Source organism: Herbaspirillum sp. Sphag64 (assembly GCF_014192645.1).
Taxonomy (GTDB): domain Bacteria; phylum Pseudomonadota; class Gammaproteobacteria; order Burkholderiales; family Burkholderiaceae_D; genus Herbaspirillum.
The window spans coordinates 85,872-103,780 of sequence record NZ_JACHYE010000008.1; the positions used below are offsets into that span (position 1 = coordinate 85,872).

The 17,909-nt window shown below is 56.4% G+C and carries 17 protein-coding genes; 14 read left to right on the plus strand and 3 right to left on the minus strand.

The genetic code is table 11. The features are described from left to right. Nucleotides 1–17 precede the first annotated feature (17 nt). Together FHW66_RS13865 and FHW66_RS13870 are read left to right on the plus strand one after the other, a co-directional pair. Nucleotides 18–1,217 carry an amino acid aminotransferase gene (locus FHW66_RS13865; RefSeq protein ID WP_183380408.1) on the plus strand — a complete coding sequence of 400 codons (1,200 nt, stop codon included), beginning with the start codon at nucleotides 18–20 and terminating at the stop codon, nucleotides 1,215–1,217. A gap of 116 nt (nucleotides 1,218–1,333) precedes the next feature. Next, a complete protein-coding gene (locus tag FHW66_RS13870) occupies nucleotides 1,334–1,894 on the plus strand; it encodes a PAS and helix-turn-helix domain-containing protein (protein ID WP_183380409.1) in 561 nt (186 codons plus the stop codon). Nucleotides 1,895–1,898: 4 nt separating this feature from the next. Here FHW66_RS13870 and FHW66_RS13875 read toward each other — a convergent pair whose 3' ends face one another. Continuing rightward, nucleotides 1,899–2,825 carry a LysR family transcriptional regulator gene (locus tag FHW66_RS13875; protein ID WP_183380410.1) on the minus strand — a complete coding sequence of 309 codons (927 nt, stop codon included), beginning with the start codon at nucleotides 2,823–2,825 and terminating at the stop codon, nucleotides 1,899–1,901. Between the two features lie 157 nt (nucleotides 2,826–2,982). On the opposite strand from FHW66_RS13875, the gene FHW66_RS13880 reads away from it, so the two are divergent. The 3 genes from FHW66_RS13880 (at nucleotide 2,983) to FHW66_RS13890 (ending at nucleotide 5,234) form a co-directional block, all read left to right on the plus strand. Next, on the plus strand, nucleotides 2,983–3,888 hold the full coding sequence (locus FHW66_RS13880; RefSeq protein ID WP_183380411.1) for an MBL fold metallo-hydrolase: 906 nt from the start codon (nucleotides 2,983–2,985) through the stop codon (nucleotides 3,886–3,888). 65 nt (nucleotides 3,889–3,953) lie between these two features. Beyond that, nucleotides 3,954–4,565 carry an NAD(P)-dependent oxidoreductase gene (locus FHW66_RS13885; protein WP_183380412.1) on the plus strand — a complete coding sequence of 204 codons (612 nt, stop codon included), beginning with the start codon at nucleotides 3,954–3,956 and terminating at the stop codon, nucleotides 4,563–4,565. A gap of 33 nt (nucleotides 4,566–4,598) precedes the next feature. Next, a complete protein-coding gene (locus FHW66_RS13890) occupies nucleotides 4,599–5,234 on the plus strand; it encodes a DsbA family protein (RefSeq protein ID WP_183380413.1) in 636 nt (211 codons plus the stop codon). A gap of 20 nt (nucleotides 5,235–5,254) precedes the next feature. Here FHW66_RS13890 and FHW66_RS13895 read toward each other — a convergent pair whose 3' ends face one another. Both FHW66_RS13895 and FHW66_RS13900 read right to left on the minus strand, forming a co-directional pair. Then, entirely contained in the window at nucleotides 5,255–5,935 is a 681-nt protein-coding gene (locus FHW66_RS13895; protein WP_183380414.1) for an HAD family phosphatase, read from the minus strand. Between the two features lie 51 nt (nucleotides 5,936–5,986). Next, entirely contained in the window at nucleotides 5,987–7,411 is a 1,425-nt protein-coding gene (locus FHW66_RS13900; protein ID WP_183380415.1) for a PLP-dependent aminotransferase family protein, read from the minus strand. A gap of 191 nt (nucleotides 7,412–7,602) precedes the next feature. Between FHW66_RS13900 and FHW66_RS13905 the strand changes: the two genes are divergently transcribed. The 9 genes from FHW66_RS13905 to FHW66_RS13945 all read left to right on the plus strand — a co-directional run bounded on the left by FHW66_RS13905 (nucleotide 7,603) and on the right by FHW66_RS13945 (nucleotide 17,903). Continuing rightward, on the plus strand, nucleotides 7,603–8,925 hold the full coding sequence (locus FHW66_RS13905) for an aspartate aminotransferase family protein (protein WP_183380416.1): 1,323 nt from the start codon (nucleotides 7,603–7,605) through the stop codon (nucleotides 8,923–8,925). Between the two features lie 543 nt (nucleotides 8,926–9,468). Continuing rightward, a complete protein-coding gene (locus FHW66_RS13910; RefSeq protein ID WP_183380417.1) occupies nucleotides 9,469–10,665 on the plus strand; it encodes an ABC transporter substrate-binding protein in 1,197 nt (398 codons plus the stop codon). 120 nt (nucleotides 10,666–10,785) lie between these two features. Beyond that, entirely contained in the window at nucleotides 10,786–11,646 is an 861-nt protein-coding gene (locus tag FHW66_RS13915) for a branched-chain amino acid ABC transporter permease (protein WP_183380418.1), read from the plus strand. A 9-nt stretch (nucleotides 11,647–11,655) separates the two neighbouring features. Beyond that, nucleotides 11,656–12,666 (plus strand): branched-chain amino acid ABC transporter permease, encoded by a 1,011-nt coding sequence (locus FHW66_RS13920; protein WP_370543467.1) that lies wholly within the window; start codon nucleotides 11,656–11,658, stop codon nucleotides 12,664–12,666. Further along, complete coding sequence (locus FHW66_RS13925) at nucleotides 12,663–13,436, plus strand: ABC transporter ATP-binding protein (RefSeq protein ID WP_183380419.1); 774 nt, start codon at nucleotides 12,663–12,665, stop codon at nucleotides 13,434–13,436. The genes FHW66_RS13920 and FHW66_RS13925 overlap by 4 nt, the downstream gene beginning before the upstream one ends. After that, a complete protein-coding gene (locus FHW66_RS13930; RefSeq protein WP_183380420.1) occupies nucleotides 13,433–14,137 on the plus strand; it encodes an ABC transporter ATP-binding protein in 705 nt (234 codons plus the stop codon). Before FHW66_RS13925 ends, FHW66_RS13930 begins: the two co-directional genes overlap by 4 nt. 36 nt (nucleotides 14,138–14,173) lie before the next feature. Beyond that, nucleotides 14,174–15,442, plus strand: coding sequence for a Zn-dependent hydrolase (locus FHW66_RS13935; RefSeq protein ID WP_183380421.1), 1,269 nt, complete (start codon nucleotides 14,174–14,176; stop codon nucleotides 15,440–15,442). Between the two features lie 38 nt (nucleotides 15,443–15,480). Next, nucleotides 15,481–16,974, plus strand: coding sequence for a M81 family metallopeptidase (locus FHW66_RS13940; RefSeq protein ID WP_183380515.1), 1,494 nt, complete (start codon nucleotides 15,481–15,483; stop codon nucleotides 16,972–16,974). Beyond that, nucleotides 16,971–17,903: a DMT family transporter gene (locus tag FHW66_RS13945; protein WP_370543468.1), complete on the plus strand. Its 933-nt coding sequence runs from the start codon at nucleotides 16,971–16,973 to the stop codon at nucleotides 17,901–17,903. Before FHW66_RS13940 ends, FHW66_RS13945 begins: the two co-directional genes overlap by 4 nt. Nucleotides 17,904–17,909 lie beyond the last annotated feature (6 nt).

The window sequence follows — 17,909 nt, forward strand, 5'->3', positions numbered from 1 at the left end:
AACTTCTGGAGTCTTTCATGTTTCACCATGTAGAAGCCTATCCTGGCGATCCCATCCTCTCGCTGATGGAGCAATTCAAGACTGATCCTCGCAGCGGTAAAATCAATCTGAGTATTGGTCTGTATTACGATGCCGATGGCATCATTCCTCAGTTCAAGTCGGTGCAGCGCGCGCAAGAGCGTCTGCAGGCACGCCCGCAAGCGGCAAGTCTCTATCTGCCAATGGAAGGTTTGCAGGCCTACCGCAATGCCGTCCAGATATTACTGTTCGGTGCCGACAGCCCGACCCTCAAGGAAGGCAAGATTGCCACTATCCAGACGCTGGGTGGTTCAGGTGCACTGAAGGTTGGCGCCGATTTCCTGAAGCGCTACTTCCCGCATGCTGAAGTCTGGGTCAGCGACCCAACCTGGGACAACCACGTCGCCATTTTCGAAGGCGCAGGGTTCACCACACACACTTACCCTTATTTCGATGCCACCACACGCGGTGTCAACTTTGCCGGCATGCTCGCCAGTATTGAACAGTTGCCCAAGGACAGCATCGTCTTGCTGCACCCTTGCTGCCACAATCCAACCGGCTCAGATCTGACGCCAGCACAATGGGATAGCCTGATCGAAGTGATCAAGTCACGCGGTCTGATTGCCTTCCTGGATATTGCCTATCAGGGTTTTGGTGCTGGCATGGTGGAAGATGCCTATGCAATTCGTGCACTGGCTGCGGCCGGACAAACCTTCCTGGTGAGCAACTCGTTCTCCAAGATTTTCTCGCTCTACGGCGAACGCGTTGGTGGCTTGTCGGTCGTCTGCGAAAACGCCGATGCCGCCTCCCGCGTCCTGGGTCAACTCAAGGCGACTGTCCGTCGCAACTACTCCAGTCCGCCAACCAATGGTGCCGAGCTGGTCAATACCGTCCTCAATGACGACGCGCTGCGCACAGACTGGTTGCATGAAGTCGAAACCATGCGTACCCGCATCATCGCCATGCGTGAAACGCTGGTCGGCGCGCTCAAGAATGCGCTACCGGGTCGTGACTTCGATTATCTGCTGGAGCAACGTGGCATGTTCAGCTATACCGGCCTGAGCGCGGCGCAGGTAGATCGTCTGCGCGACGAGTTCGGCATCTATCTGGTGCGCAGCGGACGTATCTGCGTGGCAGGTCTGAACCAGCACAATGTCGCCCGGGTAGCAGAGGGTTTTGCTGCGGTATTGGCAAACTGAAGCAGGTACACTGCGATCAGTGCGTTGACAGTGCAGATGTGCTCATCGTTACCGAGGCTTGACCTTGCACCTGAGCCACCGCTTGTCAACGCTTTCACTCCTCTTTGCAACTGACAATGAGTAAGCAGTCCACCATCGATTTCCAACAGGTATTCATGCATGCCCCGATCGGCATGTGTGTTTCTCATAACCGGGTTATCCAGCAGGCCAATCTGGCGCTGGCCAGGATGTTTGGCTACGCGCCGGACGCCTTATCGGGTATGTCGTTCATGGTGCTGTACCCAACCGCTGACGAATTTGAACGGACCGGTGTGCGACTCGTCCCGATTCTCAACGAAAAGGGTTTTTATTCCGACGAGCGCATCATGAAGCGCGCCAACGATGAAATGTTCTGGTGCCATGTCACCGGCGCTTCGCTGGTACAGGGAGACCCGCATGCCGCCGGCATCTGGACGTTTGAGGATGTCAGCAGCAAGCGTCCGTTAGCGCCAGGACTCACCCCGCGTGAGCGCGAAATCGCCGCGCTGCTGGTGGAAGGCAAGACCAGCAAGCTGATCGCCCGTCAGGTCGAACTGAGCCCGCGTACGGTTGAAATGCATCGCGCCCGGCTGATGCGCAAGTTCGGTGCGGCGACCTCCTCGGAGCTGGTCCATAAGCTCTTGAGCATCACCCCATAACCGCTCACCACGACTCCACAAAGCGCGCCGCCAGAAAATCCAGCATCGACCGCAATACCGGCGACATATGCTTGCGCGAGGCGTACACCCCATACACGTCCAGTACGGTCGGCTCGTAACGTGGCAACAGCGCTACCAGCTGTCCGCTGGCAATGTAAGGCGCAGCCGATGATGCTGGCAAGTGGGCGATACCAGCACCTGCCAATGCACCATGCAGCAATATTGTCGCCTCATTGGCGCTGATGCCGCCACTGACGGCGACCGAACGCTGAAACTGACTGCTATCGCCGTCAGCCGATTCTGCTGGCCAATACGCCTGCTTGAGATCGAAATGCCACAAGCTTTTGCCCATGTAGGAATGCGTCAGGCATTGATGCAAGGCCAGATCCTCGACCTCCTCTGGCGTCCCATGCTGGCGCAGGTAAGCAGGTGAGGCACATACCGTGGAACGACAAATCGACAATTTGCGGGCAATCAGATTGGGATCCAGTCGTCGGGTCATACGGATGGCCAGATCAATGCGCTCCTCGACCAGATTGACGGTGCGATCGAGCATCACAAAGTCGATCGTTACTGCCGGATAGCGCTGCACAAACTCCGCAACTGCCTGCATCAACTGCGGCCCAAATGCCGTGCTACACGTGATACGCAACAAGCCCTTGGGTTGCTGCTGGGGATGGCTCACCGCCTGCTGCATTTCACCGGCAGCATCGAGCAATTGCCGGCAACGCTCCAGTACCTCGTTACCCGCCGGGGTCAGACTCAGACGCCGTGTGGTCCGATGCAGCAAGCGCGCACCCACCCACTCTTCCAGCTCAGCAAGATAGCGCGATACCACCGGACGCGAGAGATCCAGCTGGATTGCCGCAGCCGACTGACTGCCACTGTCGACTACCGTGACAAAGACCTGCATCGCCATCAAACGGTCCACGACATGCTCCCTGTATCAGTACGCAACACCAACATAACAGCCTTATTTGAACGATTTTGGAAACAAACTATGTTTCATTATGCCGTTTTTCAATCCAAAAGAAAGGTCTAAGCTGCGTGCATTGGACTTTTTAATGACTTTTTAAGGAGCAAACAACATGACTTTCACATTGAAGAAACTGATGCGTCCATTGCTGGTGTTAAGCCTCGCCGCTGGCGTACTGACAGGCAATACAGCATTGGCTAGTGACAATGCCAAACCCGCCCTGACGCTGGATATCTACAATCCAGGTCGGCAGGCCCTTTTCCCGGTCAGCTCAGTCATCGTCGCGGGTCAGCATGATGCCATCCTGGTTGATGCGCAGTTTGGCCGCGCGCAGGCAGCACAGGTGGTGGAAAAAATTCGCACCAGCGGCAAGCACCTGACCACCATCTACATCAGCCATGGCGACCCTGATTATTACTTTGGTCTGGACACCATCACTGCAGCCTTCCCGGATGCCAAGGTCGTCGCCACGCCGCAAACGGTTGCCCATATCCGCGAAACTGCTACGCACAAACTGGCATTCTGGGGCCCCAAGCTGGGTACCGATGCGCCGCAAAAAACCATCGTGCCAGAAGTATTGAAGGGTAATACGCTGACACTGGAAGGCAAACAGCTCAAGGTGATCGGTCTGGATGGCCCGCAACCGGACCGCAGCTTTGTCTGGATTCCTTCCATCAAGGCAGTCGTCGGTGGTGTTGTCCTGTTCAACGATGAGCATGTCTGGATGGCTGATACGCAATCATCCAAATCACACCAGGACTGGCTGAAGACGCTCAAGCGTATTGATCAGCTCAAGCCCGTGACGGTTGTACCAGGCCATTTTGGTGAAGGTGCCGCGATGGATCGCAGCGCAGTCACGTTCACCCGCAACTACATCCAGACATTTGATGCCGAAACCACCAAGGCGAGTGACAGCACTGCGCTGATCAAAGCGATGCAGGAACACTATCCGGCGCTGACCGAGATCTCTTCCCTCAGTCTGAGTGCCAAGGTTGCCAAGGGTGAAATGAAGTGGTGAAACACCACGTATCAAACAACTGCTGGAAATTTTATTAATCAACGTTTTTATACTAAGGATCTAACATGAAAATCGCTCTCATCGGTGCCACCGGCAATGTTGGTACCCGTTTGCTGGACGAGGCACTGCGCCGCGAACATCAGGTCACCGCCATCGCACGGTCGGCATCCACACTGACACCCCGTACCAATCTGCGTAGCGTGGATCTCGATGCTCAGGACGGTTCGGCACTGGCTGCAGCATTATCTGGCCACGACGTGGTGATCAGCAGCGCGCACTTCGTCAGCTTCAAAGCCACGCATTTACTGGCCGCTATCAAGCAGGCAGGCGTCGTACGCCTGCTGGTCGTCGGTGGCGCAGGTAGCCTGCATGTGGCTCCCGGAGTGGCACTGATCGATACGCCGCAATTTCCGGCAGAATACCTGTCTGAAGCCAGCGCCGGACGCGACTTCCTCAATGACCTGCGCAACGAGCAGACCATCGACTGGACATTCCTGTCACCGTCTGCCATGTTTGTACCGGGCGAGCGCACCGGCGTGTTCCGGCTCGGCCAGGAAGAATTGCTGACCGCCGCCGATGGCAAGAGCTGGATTTCGATGGAAGACTATGCTATTGCCCTGCTCGACGAGATTGAACAGCCGCGCCATTCGCGTCGCCGCTTCACGGTCGGCTATTGAACGACACAGCTACTGAAGAAAGCAGAAACCGCCATGCGCACCACAACCCTGCATTACATCTACGACCCTTTGTGCGGCTGGTGCTATGGCGCTGCGCCGCTGGTAGCAGCCGCACGCAGCATTCTGCCTGTGATCGGCCATGCCGGCGGCATGATGACTGGCAATAACCGGCGACCGGTTACTGCGGCCTTGCGCAACTATGTCATGCCGCATGATCATCGTATTGCAGCGATGACCGGCCAAACGTTCGGGGATGATTACTTCAACGGCTTGCTGCTGGATCAAACGGCTGTGTTTGACTCAGCACCACCGATCGCCGCCATCCTCGCTGCCGAGCAGATCAACGGTAGTGGATTGAACTTGCTGGCGCGTTTGCAGCGAGCGCACTATGTCGAGGGCAAGCGCATTGCTGATAATGCCGTGCTAGATACGCTGGCCGCCGAACTGGGTCTGGACCCGGCTCAGTTTGCTGTACTGCGTCAGCAAGTCAGTGGTGATGAAGTGGCTCGACATATCACTGGCAGTCGCGCACTGCTGCAGGAAGTCGGCGGCCATGGCTTTCCGACGTTTGTGCTTGAACAGGATGGCCGCTTGGAAGTGCTCGATGCCGGCGCCTGGCTGGGACAACCGGAAGCCTGGGCCGACTATCTGCGCGAGTATCTGCACTAATCCTTCACCACTCAATAGCCTCAGGCAGGTACACCCAACGCCTGCAACTGACGGATAGTCTGCTGACAATCGACATGCTGAATGGCATGCCAGCCAAGTCGCCGAGCCGCCTCGACATTGCGTGCCAAGTCATCAATGAAGACTATTTGCTGCGGTTGCAGGTCTGGCAAATGCTGGCGGTAGCGCTCCAGTGCAATCTGATAAATGATGTCATCGGGCTTGATGCACTTCTCAGCACCTGACACGACGATGTCACGGAACAACTGCAAGAAGTCGTAGTTAGCCAAGGCATAAGGGAAGGTTTCATCGGACCAGTTGGTCAGGCCGAACACGGGCACGCCACGGGCATGCAGACCGCGCAACAGCGCCACGCCATCATCAAGCGCCCCCTGCAACATCTCGCTCCAGCGAGCATAGAAAGCCCGAATCAATGCCTCATGCTGCGGGTATTGCGCCACCAGCAACTCGGTACCATCGTGCAGGCTGCGGCCGGCATCCTGTTGGATATTCCATTCAGAGGAACACACGTGCGTGAGGAAGTGCTCGCGCTCCTGGGCATCAGGGATCAGTTCCTGATAAAGATGATGCGGATTCCAGTCAAACAGAACGCCACCGAAATCAAAGACAACTGCACGGATGTCAGCACGGTTGTGCGCATGATTATCAGCAAGATGGGTGGGATCAGGAAGCGTGGTTTGCATGAACAACACTCTCACAAAAAGGTAGTGGGACAGACGACTCAACAATACACATCATAGCGTGCGAAAGAAATCATAGAGTTCACTCGCCTCCGAATACGCGACATTGAAACGGAACCACGGCTGGCCCGGATGGGACAAGTGAAAAAAATCGCCAGGCGCAAGCCAGATACCCTTTTGGCGCGCCCGATCGGCAATCTCGCGCGCACTCAGGTCGCAGCCCTCCAGTCTGGCCCAGGAAAACATGCCGCCGCGCGCCGTGGTAAAAGGGATCAGCCCGGTTTCATGCAAACGGGCATTGACCCTGGCCTGCGCGCTCAACAAGGCGGCTGACAATCCATCCACGTGACGTCGATGATGCCCCTCCGTGAGCACACTATGCACCAGTCGCTCATTGATCTCGGAATTGGTCAGACTCAAGACCATCTTGGTATGCACAAGTTGACGCGCCAGTTCCCGCTGACAGGCGATATAGCCAAGTCGCAATGAAGGCGCGATGGTTTTGGAATAACTACCCACGTAGATCACTCTGTGCAAACCATCGAGCGCTGCCAGCATAGGATCGGTGGGCTGCCCGAGTTCGCGAAATATATCATCCTCGACGACCCAGAAGCCATGTCGCTCGGCCGACTGCAGCACACGCATCGCACAGGCGGGCGTATAAGACGTGCCGGTCGGATTGTGCAGCACGCTGCTGGTGAAAAACAGCTTGGGCTGATGGGTACGTGCCAATATCTCCAGTTGATCGGTATCCACGCCGGTCGGTGTGCGCGGTACGCCAATGACCTGCAGGTCTGCCATTCTGAGCATCGCCACCAGATTGCAGTATGCCGGATCGTCAATGAAGACCGTGTCGCCGCGTTTGGTCATGGTCCGAATGATCAGATCCAGTGCCTGAGTGGCTCCATGTGAGGTCAAAATCTGGTCCAGTGACACTTCCAGTGACCAACCCGCCAGAAACTGCGCAATGATCTGGCGTAGCGGCGCGTAACCATAGGGATGCCCATAACCCACCTGCTGTGCCCCGGGTGCGCGGATGATGCGACGCTCGGCCTGATGCAGACCATCATCATCGAGCCATTTACCGGGTAGCCAGCCGCAACCGGCCTTGATCGGTACGCGCTCATCGGCAAACATCTCGGAGAGCAGCCAGGCCGAATCAATGACCGGCTCCGGCGGCGCAAAGCTCAGACTAGGCGCTGTTGGTGCCCCCTTGGCTGCGACAAAGAAACCGGCACCACGACGCACCACCAATAAGCCCCGCGCGACCAGTTGCTCATAGGCTTCAACCACGGTGGAAGCACCAATGCTGTGGGTCTGTGCAAACTGCCGTACCGAAGGCAAGCGCTCGCCTGAGCGCAGCCCGCCGCTGGCGATCAATTGCGCCAGAGTATTGACCACCTGTTCCACCAACCGTACCGCGGTATTTCTCTGCAAGTCCAGTTGCAGCGCTTCGTGCGGCGCTCTTGCTCGTGCCATGACAGCTCCCAACGATCAGTTAGCTGGGGTCGATTGACCACAGTGACCAATACAGATTAAACAAATTTGCAATACAGTTTTCTAGTTAATTGAGAAGTGTATCTAACAATACTGACGCTGTCCCGGAATAATCGTGGCTATCAAATCCACATTATTCGGCTCATCATTTTTTCGTACAAGGTCTCGTTGCCATGAACAAACCACTTTCCGCTGCCGAGCTCTCGGCCTACTGGATGCCCTACACGGCCAACCGCAATTTCAAGTCCAGTCCGCGCATGCTGGTCTCGGCTGAGGGCATGTATTACCGTGATGATGCTGGCAATGCGATCCTCGATGGCACCGCAGGTCTGTGGTGCGTACCGCTCGGCCATGCCCAGCCGAAAATCGTCAGTGCGGTACAAAAGGCCGTTGCCACCCTCGATTACGCACCATCTTTTCAGCTGGGTCATCCCAGCGCGTTTGAACTGGCAGAGCGTTTGAAGCAATACACTGGCGGACGTTATTCACAAGTGTTTTACACCGGTTCCGGTTCGGAAGCCGTTGATACTGCCCTCAAAATCGCATTGGCTTATCACCGTGCACGTGGTGACGCCACCCGTACCCGCCTGATTGGCCGTGAGCGTGGCTACCACGGTGTTGGCTTCGGCGGCATGTCGGTCGGTGGTATTGGTGGCAATCGCAAGACTTTCCACGCCTCCCTGATTCCCGGCGTGGATCATCTGCCGCACACTCACAATCTGGAAAAGAATGCCTTCACCAAGGGCCAGCCTGAATACGGCACCCATCTGGCAGACGAACTGGAGCGCTTGGTGACGTTGCATGATGCGTCCAATATCGCAGCCGTGATCGTCGAACCGGTGGCTGGTTCGACCGGTGTGCTGATTCCCCCAAAGGGCTATCTGCAACGGCTGCGTGAGATCTGCACCAAGCACGGCATCCTGTTGATTTTTGATGAAGTCATTACCGGCTTTGGCCGTCTTGGCACACCGTTTGGTTCAGACTATTTTGGCGTTGAGCCGGACCTGTTCACCACCGCCAAGGGGCTCACCAATGGCGTGGTGCCAATGGGTGCCGTGTTCGTCAAGCCGCATATCCATGATGCATTCATGCATGGACCAGATGGCATCGAACTGTTCCACGGCTACACCTATTCTGGCCATCCATTGGCCTGCGCCGCCGGTCTGGCGTCACTGGAAATCTTCCAGCAGGAAGGCGTTCTCGAACATGCGCGCAGCGTATCTGACTACTTCCAGGATGCAGCACACGCGCTGCGTGGTCTGCCGCATGTCGTGGATGTACGCAGCATCGGCATGATCGTGGGGATTGAACTTGCGTCGATTCCAGGCAAACCCGGCGCACGCGCCTACGATGCATTCCGCCGCGCATTCGATGACGGCATCCTGATCCGCGTCACCGGTGACATCATTGCCTTGTCGCCACCACTGGTCATCGAAAAGAAACACATCGATGAGTTGTTCGGCAAGCTCGCAGCTATTCTGAAGACACTGGATTAATCCGTCAGAAAAGTAAGGAAGAAAAAACATCGTCAATAACGGCATGAGCAACGCTCATGCCGTCGCTGTTTTTACTCAGCACCAAGAAGACACAATGGTGCATGACGATCTCGGCGCTGCACTAGTTAACATCAGGAAGGAGAAAAGAGCACCATCATCATCCGTAACAGCGATCTAAAACGCATTAAAGGCAAGTATCAAAACAAGATTTACAGCAGTAAAAAATCACAAAAACAAAAGTAGTACCGAGACGTTAAACCAGGAGGAGCAATTCATGATCCACGTTCATCATGCATTGTGCTGCGCTGTCGTTATGCAATGTGCGCGGTCGCTTTTTTATCGCTTGCAGCGATTCTTTGACACTGTTTTTATGGCGTTTTTTGCGTGCCTGGAAACAGCGTTTTTTCACGTCAAATCGCCTCCTTCTCTACGTTAAAAATCATCTGCCGATCATCACAATAATGGCGGTGATGGGCACAGAACTTGCGTCACGTATTACCGATTTCATTCCTACCATGCACGATCTTTTTTGGAGATGTGACTATGTTGAATCGCCGTGATTTTCTCAAGTTGTCTGCACTCGCCGCACCAGGTGCATTGACGTTTTCCGATGTCTTTGCGCAATCAGATGCAATTCAGTTTGCCTGTCCTGTTCCCATGTCCGGACCGTTTGCTGCCAATGGCAAATATGCGGATATGGGGATGAAGCTGGTGTTGCAGAAATATGGGAAGGTTCTGGGAAAAAATCTCAGTTATGTAACGCTCGACACGGAAGGAAAACCTGCGACCGCCGTACGCAAGGTGCAAGAAACCATGGAAAAGGGAACGCGCTTTTTTGCCGGTGGCATTCTCTCGGGCGAGGCGCTGGCGATGGGTAAGGAAGTCGACAAGGGCGGCGGCATTTTCATCACAACTGCCGGTGCCGATGAAATTACCGGTAGCGATTGCAATCACGCGACCTTTCGCTGGTCGGTACCAACCTTTGGTGCAATTGAACAGACCGTACGTCCCCTGCTCGACAAAATGCCCAAGGCCAAACGCTGGTACACCATCACACCCCAATATGTCTTTGGCGATGGTCTGCTCAATGCTGCCAAGGCGATCTTCAAGGAAAAGGGGATCGAGCACGTTGGCAACAGCTATCACTCACTCGCAGAAAAGGAGTTCAGTGGCTATCTGACCAATGCCATGGCCGCCAAACCTGATGTGCTGCTGTTGCTCAATTTTGGCTCCCAATCTTCGGATACGCTACGCCAGGCAGTGAGCTTCGGCATGAAAAACAATATGACCATTCTGGTCGCCTGGGCCTCCGGACTGGAGCAGTTTGAGACACTCGGTGCCGATATCTGCGATGGTGTGTACTTCGGGGCCCAATACTGGCACGATATCGACGCACCGTTCAACAAGGAGTTCCAGCAGTTCGTCAACAGCACCTTGAAGATAGAACCGAACTACAGCCTGGCGGGTTCTTACATCTGTACCAAGGTCATTCTCGATGCCATCATCAAGGCCAACAGCGCCGATCCCAAAACAGTGATCGCTGCGATGGAAGGCATGAAATACGAAGGCCTTACCGGCACCGAAGAGATCCGTAAGAGCGATCATCAGGTCATCAAAAATTACTATCTTCTCAAGGGAAAACCGAAGGCGAAGATGCGTAACAAGGATGACTTTGCGGACATCATTTCCTTCGGCAAATCCTTCCTCGCACCGGACAAGACCATGTGCAAGATGGGTTGATGTCCGTCATGCTACCGACCAGTTCTCTGGTCGGCGCAACTGTCATCGCTATGCTCATTTCTGATTCTGCATTGGATTCTGATTTTTGTTATTGCGCTCGCACCCACCTATCGAGGTTGCATGAATATTTATCTGCTGCAGGTGGCCAATGGTGTCGGTATTGGCATGCTGTACTTTTTGCTGGCAGTCGGGCTGAGTATCGTCTTCGGCTTGCTGCGCTTCGTCAATTTTGCGCATGGCGCGTTCTTTCTGCTCGGCGCCTATCTCTGCTTTCAATGCGGGGAAATGGGCTTGAGCTTCTGGTGGTCCCTACTCTTGGCACCGTTGCTGGTGGGCGTCTTCGCGTGGCTCATCGAGCACTTCGTACTGCGCCACGTGTATGCCTTGCCGCATCACTTTCACATCTTGTTTACGGTCGGTCTGGCGCTGGTAATACAGGAAGCCGTGATTGCCATCTGGGGACCGCTGGGCAACAACATTTCACCACCTGATCTACTGCAGGGCGTAGTGATGGCTGGCGGCTTTGTCTATCCGCTGTATCGCCTGTTCGTGATTGGCTTCACTGCAGTCATGGCCTTGCTGTTGTGGTGGGTACTGGAGGGAACCCGTTTAGGTGCGATTGTCAGGGCCGGGAGCGAATCGACCGAAATGGTCTCGCTGCTGGGGCTCAATATCAACCGCATTTTCAGTCTGGTATTTGCCCTTGGCGCAGCGACCGCTGGTCTGGCTGGCGCACTCGCGGCACCGATTCGCGGTGTCGAACCGTTCATGGGCGTTGAGGCGCTCGGGATTGCGTTTGTCGTGGTCGTCATCGGTGGACTGGGCAGTTTTTCCGGTGCGCTCATCGGCGGTATTCTGGTCGGTATTGTGCAAAGCGTGATGAGTACGGTCTGGTCCGAAGGCGCACATCTGATGATCTACGTCGCCATGGCAGCGGTCATGTTGCTACGCCCCAATGGCCTGCTTGGCCGCGCAAGCTAGGAGACTGTCGTGAAAAAACTTGCACCGCATTTTTCCCATCTGCACTACACCTTGCTAGCACTTCTGGTGACCTTGTTGCTGCCATTGCTGGTCGACTCAGGCTCGCTGGCAACGGAAGTGCTGATCTATGCCCTGGCCGCTCTGGGCTGCAATCTCTTGCTGGGATATACCGGACTGATGTCATTCGGTCAGGGTATATTTTTTGGTATCGGCAGCTACACCACCGGACTGGCACTGCTGCAGCTGAAGTTGCCGTTGCTGCCCGCGTTGCTGCTGGCGGTAGTCATTGGCGCGGCGATTGCACTCGTGGTGGGATGGTTTTCGATCCGCCAGCGTGGTACCTATTTCGTCATGCTGACACTGGCTTTTGCCCAGATGTTCTACTTTCTGGCCTACACCATGAAGGATCTGACCGGCGGCGACAATGGCCTGCTTGACGTACCGCGCCCTGACCTGCGCTTCTGGGGGCATACCTTGTTGGCAACGGGCTCTTCGTGGCAGTACTACAGCGTGGTGGCGATTCTGTTTGTACTAGTGTTCTGGCTGCTGCAACGGGTAGTCGATTCAGTCCTCGGACGCACGCTGCTGGCGGTACGCGACAACGAGATACGTGCTGCGGCGGTCGGCTACGACATCACCCTCCTGAAGCTGGCCGCCTTTGTGATTTCCGGTGCTGTCACGGGCTTGGCTGGCGGCTTGCATGCCATGATGACCGGTGTCGCACCGCTCTCCAATATCGAATACCACACCAGTGAATCAATCCTGATCATGACCGTCATCGGCGGTACCGGCAACCTGTTTGCGTCGGTACTGGGCGCAGCCTTCTACGTCATCGTGGGCAACTGGTTATCGACGCTCTGGCCACGCTGGCTGATGTTGCTGGGCTTCCTGCTCATTGGCGTGAGTCTGTATCTGCACAAAGGCCTGTTTGGTGTGGCCCAGACAATTGTGCGAAAGTGTCGACCGCTGGCAGCGGCATCTCCGGTTGAGCCGGAGTCCGTCAAGGAGCAACATCCATGAGCAACACGACACCTATCCTGTGTGCGCGTCACGTCACCAAACGCTACGGTAAATTCACCGCGGTCAACGATATCTCCCTCGATATCCTGCCCGGCACCGTGCATTCAGTGATCGGCCCCAACGGTGCAGGCAAGACCACCCTGTTTCATACGTTGACCGGCACCACACCGATCACGACCGGTAGCATTCAGGTGGAAGGCGAGGAGGTGGCGCATCTTCCGGGTCATCGACGCGTGCGCAAGGGGCTGGCACGTTCGTTCCAGGTTACCAGCCTGTTTCCCAATTTGAGCGTGCGTGAAAACCTGCGACTGGCGGCGCAGGGCAAACATCCCTATGCCGCGCTTAATCCATGGCGACGTCCGGAACTGCTACGCGCAGCCTGTGATAGTGCCGAGCAGCTGCTGACTCGCCTGAACCTGCAAACAGTGGCTGAGCGTATCTCGGCAGAACTATCGCATGGGCAGCAGCGCCGGCTGGAAGTCGGCATGGCGATGGCCGCGCAACCGAAGGTGATTTTTCTCGATGAGCCTACCTCCGGTATGGGGATTGACGATATTGGCGAAATGAAGCAGCTGATCCATAGCCTGCGCGATAGCGCCACCGTGGTTCTGATTGAGCACAACATGGACATCGTCATGGATATCTCGGATCAAATCACCGTGATGCAGCAGGGACAGATTCTGGCGCAAGGCAAACCCGCCGAGATTCGTAGTGACGAACGTGTCCGTCGTGCCTATCTGGGCAGCATGATTACCGGAGGCAAGGCATGATCCTGAAACTGGAAGAAGTCCACGCCTATTACGGCAAGAGCCATGTATTACAGGGCATTTCACTACAGGTTGCTGCAGGCGAAGTCGTGACGCTGCTGGGACGTAATGGTGCAGGCAAAACCACGACGCTCAAAAGTATCGTTGGGGTGGTACCGCCGCAAAAGGGCAAGGTACTGTTTGAGGGTCACGATATGGCGAAGCTGCCATCCCACAAGATTGCGCGCCAGGGTGTCTGTCTGGTACCGGAACATCGCGGCATCTTCAAATTGCTGACGGTGGAAGAAAATCTGACCATGGCAGCACGCAAGGACTCGGCGTGGACCCTCAATGATATTTACCGGATTTTTCCGCGGCTGCAGGAACGACGCAAGAATGGTGGTGGCCAGCTTTCGGGCGGCGAACAACAGATGCTGGCGATTGCACGGGCATTGATGACGCATCCCAAGGTACTGATGCTGGACGAACCGGTAGAAGGTCTGGCTCCGGTTATCGTCGATGAGATCGTGGCACAGATCAGGCTGATTAGAGCTACTGGCATGTCGATCATTCTGGTCGAACAAAATCTGCAGGTCTGCACGCAACTCGCCGACCGTCACTATATTGTTGAACAGGGCCGCATCGTCTACACCGCCAGCAATGCCGATTTCATGGCCGATGACCATGCCAAGGACCGCTATCTGGGCGTCAATCTCACTGCCTGAGGCAGACCCACACACTGACCGAAAAAAGGAATCACCATGGATATGAAGACCAACACGGCATTATCTGCATTGCCCACATTGCGTATTGACGGTGGCCGACTGTGGCAATCACTGATGGATCTGGCCACCATCGGCGCCACGCAAAAAGGTGGCGTATGCCGACTGGCATTGACCGACCTCGACAAGCAGGGACGCGATCTGGTCAGCAACTGGGCACGGCAGGAAGGAATGAGTGTGACGGTCGATCAGATCGGCAATATTTTCATGCGTCGTCCCGGGCGCAACAATGCATTGCCACCGGTGGTTACCGGTTCGCATATCGATACCCAACCAACGGGCGGCAAATTCGATGGCAACTATGGCGTGCTGGCGGGAATGGAAGTGATCCGCACCCTCAACACCCACCAAATCCAGACCGAGGCGCCACTGGAAGTGGCGATCTGGACCAACGAAGAAGGCTCTCGCTTTGTGCCGGTCATGATGGGGTCGGGCGTGTTCTGTGGTGCTTTCTCGCTGGAGCATGCTTACGCAGCGACCGACGTCGATGGTAAAACGGTCAAGGAGGAACTCAGCCGGATTGGCTACATCGGCGACCAGCGTTGCGGCGATCATCCCATCGGGGCTTACTATGAAGCCCATATCGAACAAGGGCCAGTACTGGAAAACGCCGATACCGTCATCGGCGTGGTACCAGCCGTACTTGGCCTGTCCTGGTACGACTGCACAGTGACCGGTTTCGAATCACACGCCGGTCCGACGCCGATGGAAATCCGCAAGGATGCATTGCAGGTAGCGACCTACATCATGCAGGAAGTCGTTGCCATCGCGAATCGCTACCCGCCCTACGGTCGTGGCACGGTGGGCTCGGTGCAGGTGATGCCGAATAGCCGTAACGTGATTCCGGGGCAAGTAAAATTCTCGATTGATCTGCGTAATGTGAGTGATGCCGCCTTGAATCAGATGCACGAAGATCTGCTCGCCTATCTGGAGCAGACGCGACAAAAAACCGGACTCGGTATTGCCCTCGAACGGGTATCGTATTTCCCGCCCTGCCCATTTCATCCCACCTGTGTGGACGAGGTCCGCAAAGCCTCGGCAATGCTCGGCTACCGCACCATGGATGTGGTTTCAGGTGCCGGCCACGACGCGATCTATGCGGCGCGTCTGGCACCAGCCGGAATGATCTTCGTGCCGTGCAAGGATGGCGTCAGCCACAATGAAATTGAAGACGCCCGTCCCGAACATCTGGAGGCCGGTGCCAACGTGCTGCTGCACGCCATGCTGGCCAGCGCCGGCGTGGTCTGAAGAAAAAATCTGCCATGCCAACTAACCAGATCAAACCAATGAAAATCGTCATCGCGCGCCTCAACCACGAGACCAATACCTTTTCACCGATTGCGACACCTCTGGAAGCGTTTGCGCCCCAGTGGAATGAAGATGCCTATACCGATCAAAAGGGTGCCCGCACGGCCATGGGTGCCTTTCTGGATATCGCGGAAGGACTCGGTGCCAGCATCGTGACACCACTGGCCGCTACTGCCAACCCGAGTGCAACGGTCGAAGCCACCGCTTATACCCAGATGACAGACGCGATTGTCGCTGCCGTCGCCCAGGGCTGCGACGCCATCATGCTCGATCTGCATGGCGCTATGGTTGCGGAGAATGCGCAAGACGGCGAAGGCACCCTGCTGGAAAAAATCCGCAAGCTGGCACCCACCACGCCACTCTGCGTAGCGCTCGATCTGCATGGCAATGTCACGCAGAAAATGGTGGACAACGCCGACATCATCGTCAGCTTCAAGACCTATCCGCATATCGACATGTTCGAAACTGGCGAACATGCCGGTCGTCTGCTGGTCGCACTGCTGCAACAACGGGCGCGTCCCGTGACTGGCTGGCGGCAGATTCCCCTGCTCTCGGCAACACTGACCAGCAATACCTCAGCGAGCGCAATGCAACGTGCGGTGGCGCAGGCGAAACTGGCCGAGCAGCGTCCCGGCGTACTCGCCGTATCGGTGCTGGCAGGCTTTCCTTTGTCGGACTTTCAGGATGCCGGGATGTCGGTGGTGGTGGTCACCGATAACGATCGGCAACTGGCGCAACAGGTTGCCGACGAACTCACCCGTACGATCTGGCGGGAACGAGATGACTTTGTCTATCACAGCTTGCCGCTGCAGGAATCACTGGCACAGGCGCGTGCCCTGCAAGCCTTGCCTGGTCAAGGTCCCGTGCTGCTGCTCGACCATAGCGACAATGTCATGTCGGGTGGCACCTGCAACACCATGGATGTCCTCGAAGCGACACTGGCGGCAGGCATGCAAGGAATTGCCGCTGGACCCATCAGCGATCCGGAGGCAGTCGCTGCACTGTTGCAATTGGGCATTGGTGGCACCACCACGATCGCCATCGGCAACAAGGTCGCACTGACACAGCAAGGAATCACCAAGACACCGCTGCCGCTGCATGGCACCGTGATCGCCATCACGGATGGCAGCTTCAAGGTCACCGGCCCGATTTATACCGGTTCAACCATCAACATGGGACGCAGCGTTCTGTTTGATACCGGTGCCGCGCACATCGTCATTACCGAGGAGCGGTGCGAGCCCTATGATCTTGGCGTGTTCACCAGCCTCGGGCTAGACCCGGCGACGATGGATTACGTCATCCTGAAGTCACGCATGTATTGCCGTCCGGTGTTCGTGCCGATCAGCAAGGGCTTGGTGGAATGCGACTCCGACAGCGGTGGGCCAACCAGTTCCAACTTCACCTTATTCCCGATCCGCCACGTGCGACGGCCAGTCTACCCGCTTGATACGTCGACACCGGCGCCAGTGTGAGGACCACCGAAGGCGCTGCCGTAGAGCGCGCCACCGCGAGCACACAACGACGCGCTAAACACTTGCTGATCCTGCTGGGCGTGGTCTGGGGTCTGAACTGGCCGGCAGTCAAAGTGGCACTCGGCAGTATCTCGCCATGGGCCTTGCGCAGCATCGGACTGGGTGCCGCTGCGAGTACGCTATTGTTGCTCGCTGTCCTTCGCGCAGGCACACTGCGCGTGCTTACCATCACCGCCGGCCGCGACCGGATTCACGTGATCGTCAGCGGGCTGCTCAATATCGCCTTGTTCAATATCCTGCTGACGTTTGCCCAGCTTGGCGCCGCAACATCGCGAGTGGCCATCATTACCTATTCGATGCCACTCTGGACCACCCTGTTGGCGTGGCTGATATTGGGGGAGAAAATCAACCGCAGGCGCAGCATCGGCTTATTGCTCGGTGCCACGGGTCTGCTTGTGTTGTTGCTGCCATTATGGCGAACAGGCGTACTGTCGTGCGGCATCCTGCTGGCGCTGGCGGCGGCAATCAGTTGGGCGATCGGCACGATTTACAGCAAATGGGCAAATCTGCGCGCCGATCCCCTGGTCATTGCCGCCTGGCAGTTGCTCATTGGGGCCGTGGTAGCGTGGATCGGCATGTTGTCGCTGGAAGGCTGGCCGCACTTGATTAACTTGCCATGGCGGGTACTGGTGGCGTTGGCTTATCACGTCTTCTTCGGGATGGCAGTCGGCTACATTCTCTGGTTCGAAATCATCGCCCGACTACCCGCTGCTGTCTCGGCGCTCGGCGTCTTGCTGGTGCCAGTGGTCGGCGTATGCGGTGCGGTATGGTTACTGGGCGATCATCCCAGCGGCCCGGATCTGATCGGTTTTGCCTTGATTTTCAGCGCTGCGGTGTGTGTACTGCTGCCTGTCAGCCAACAACGCTAACACTGG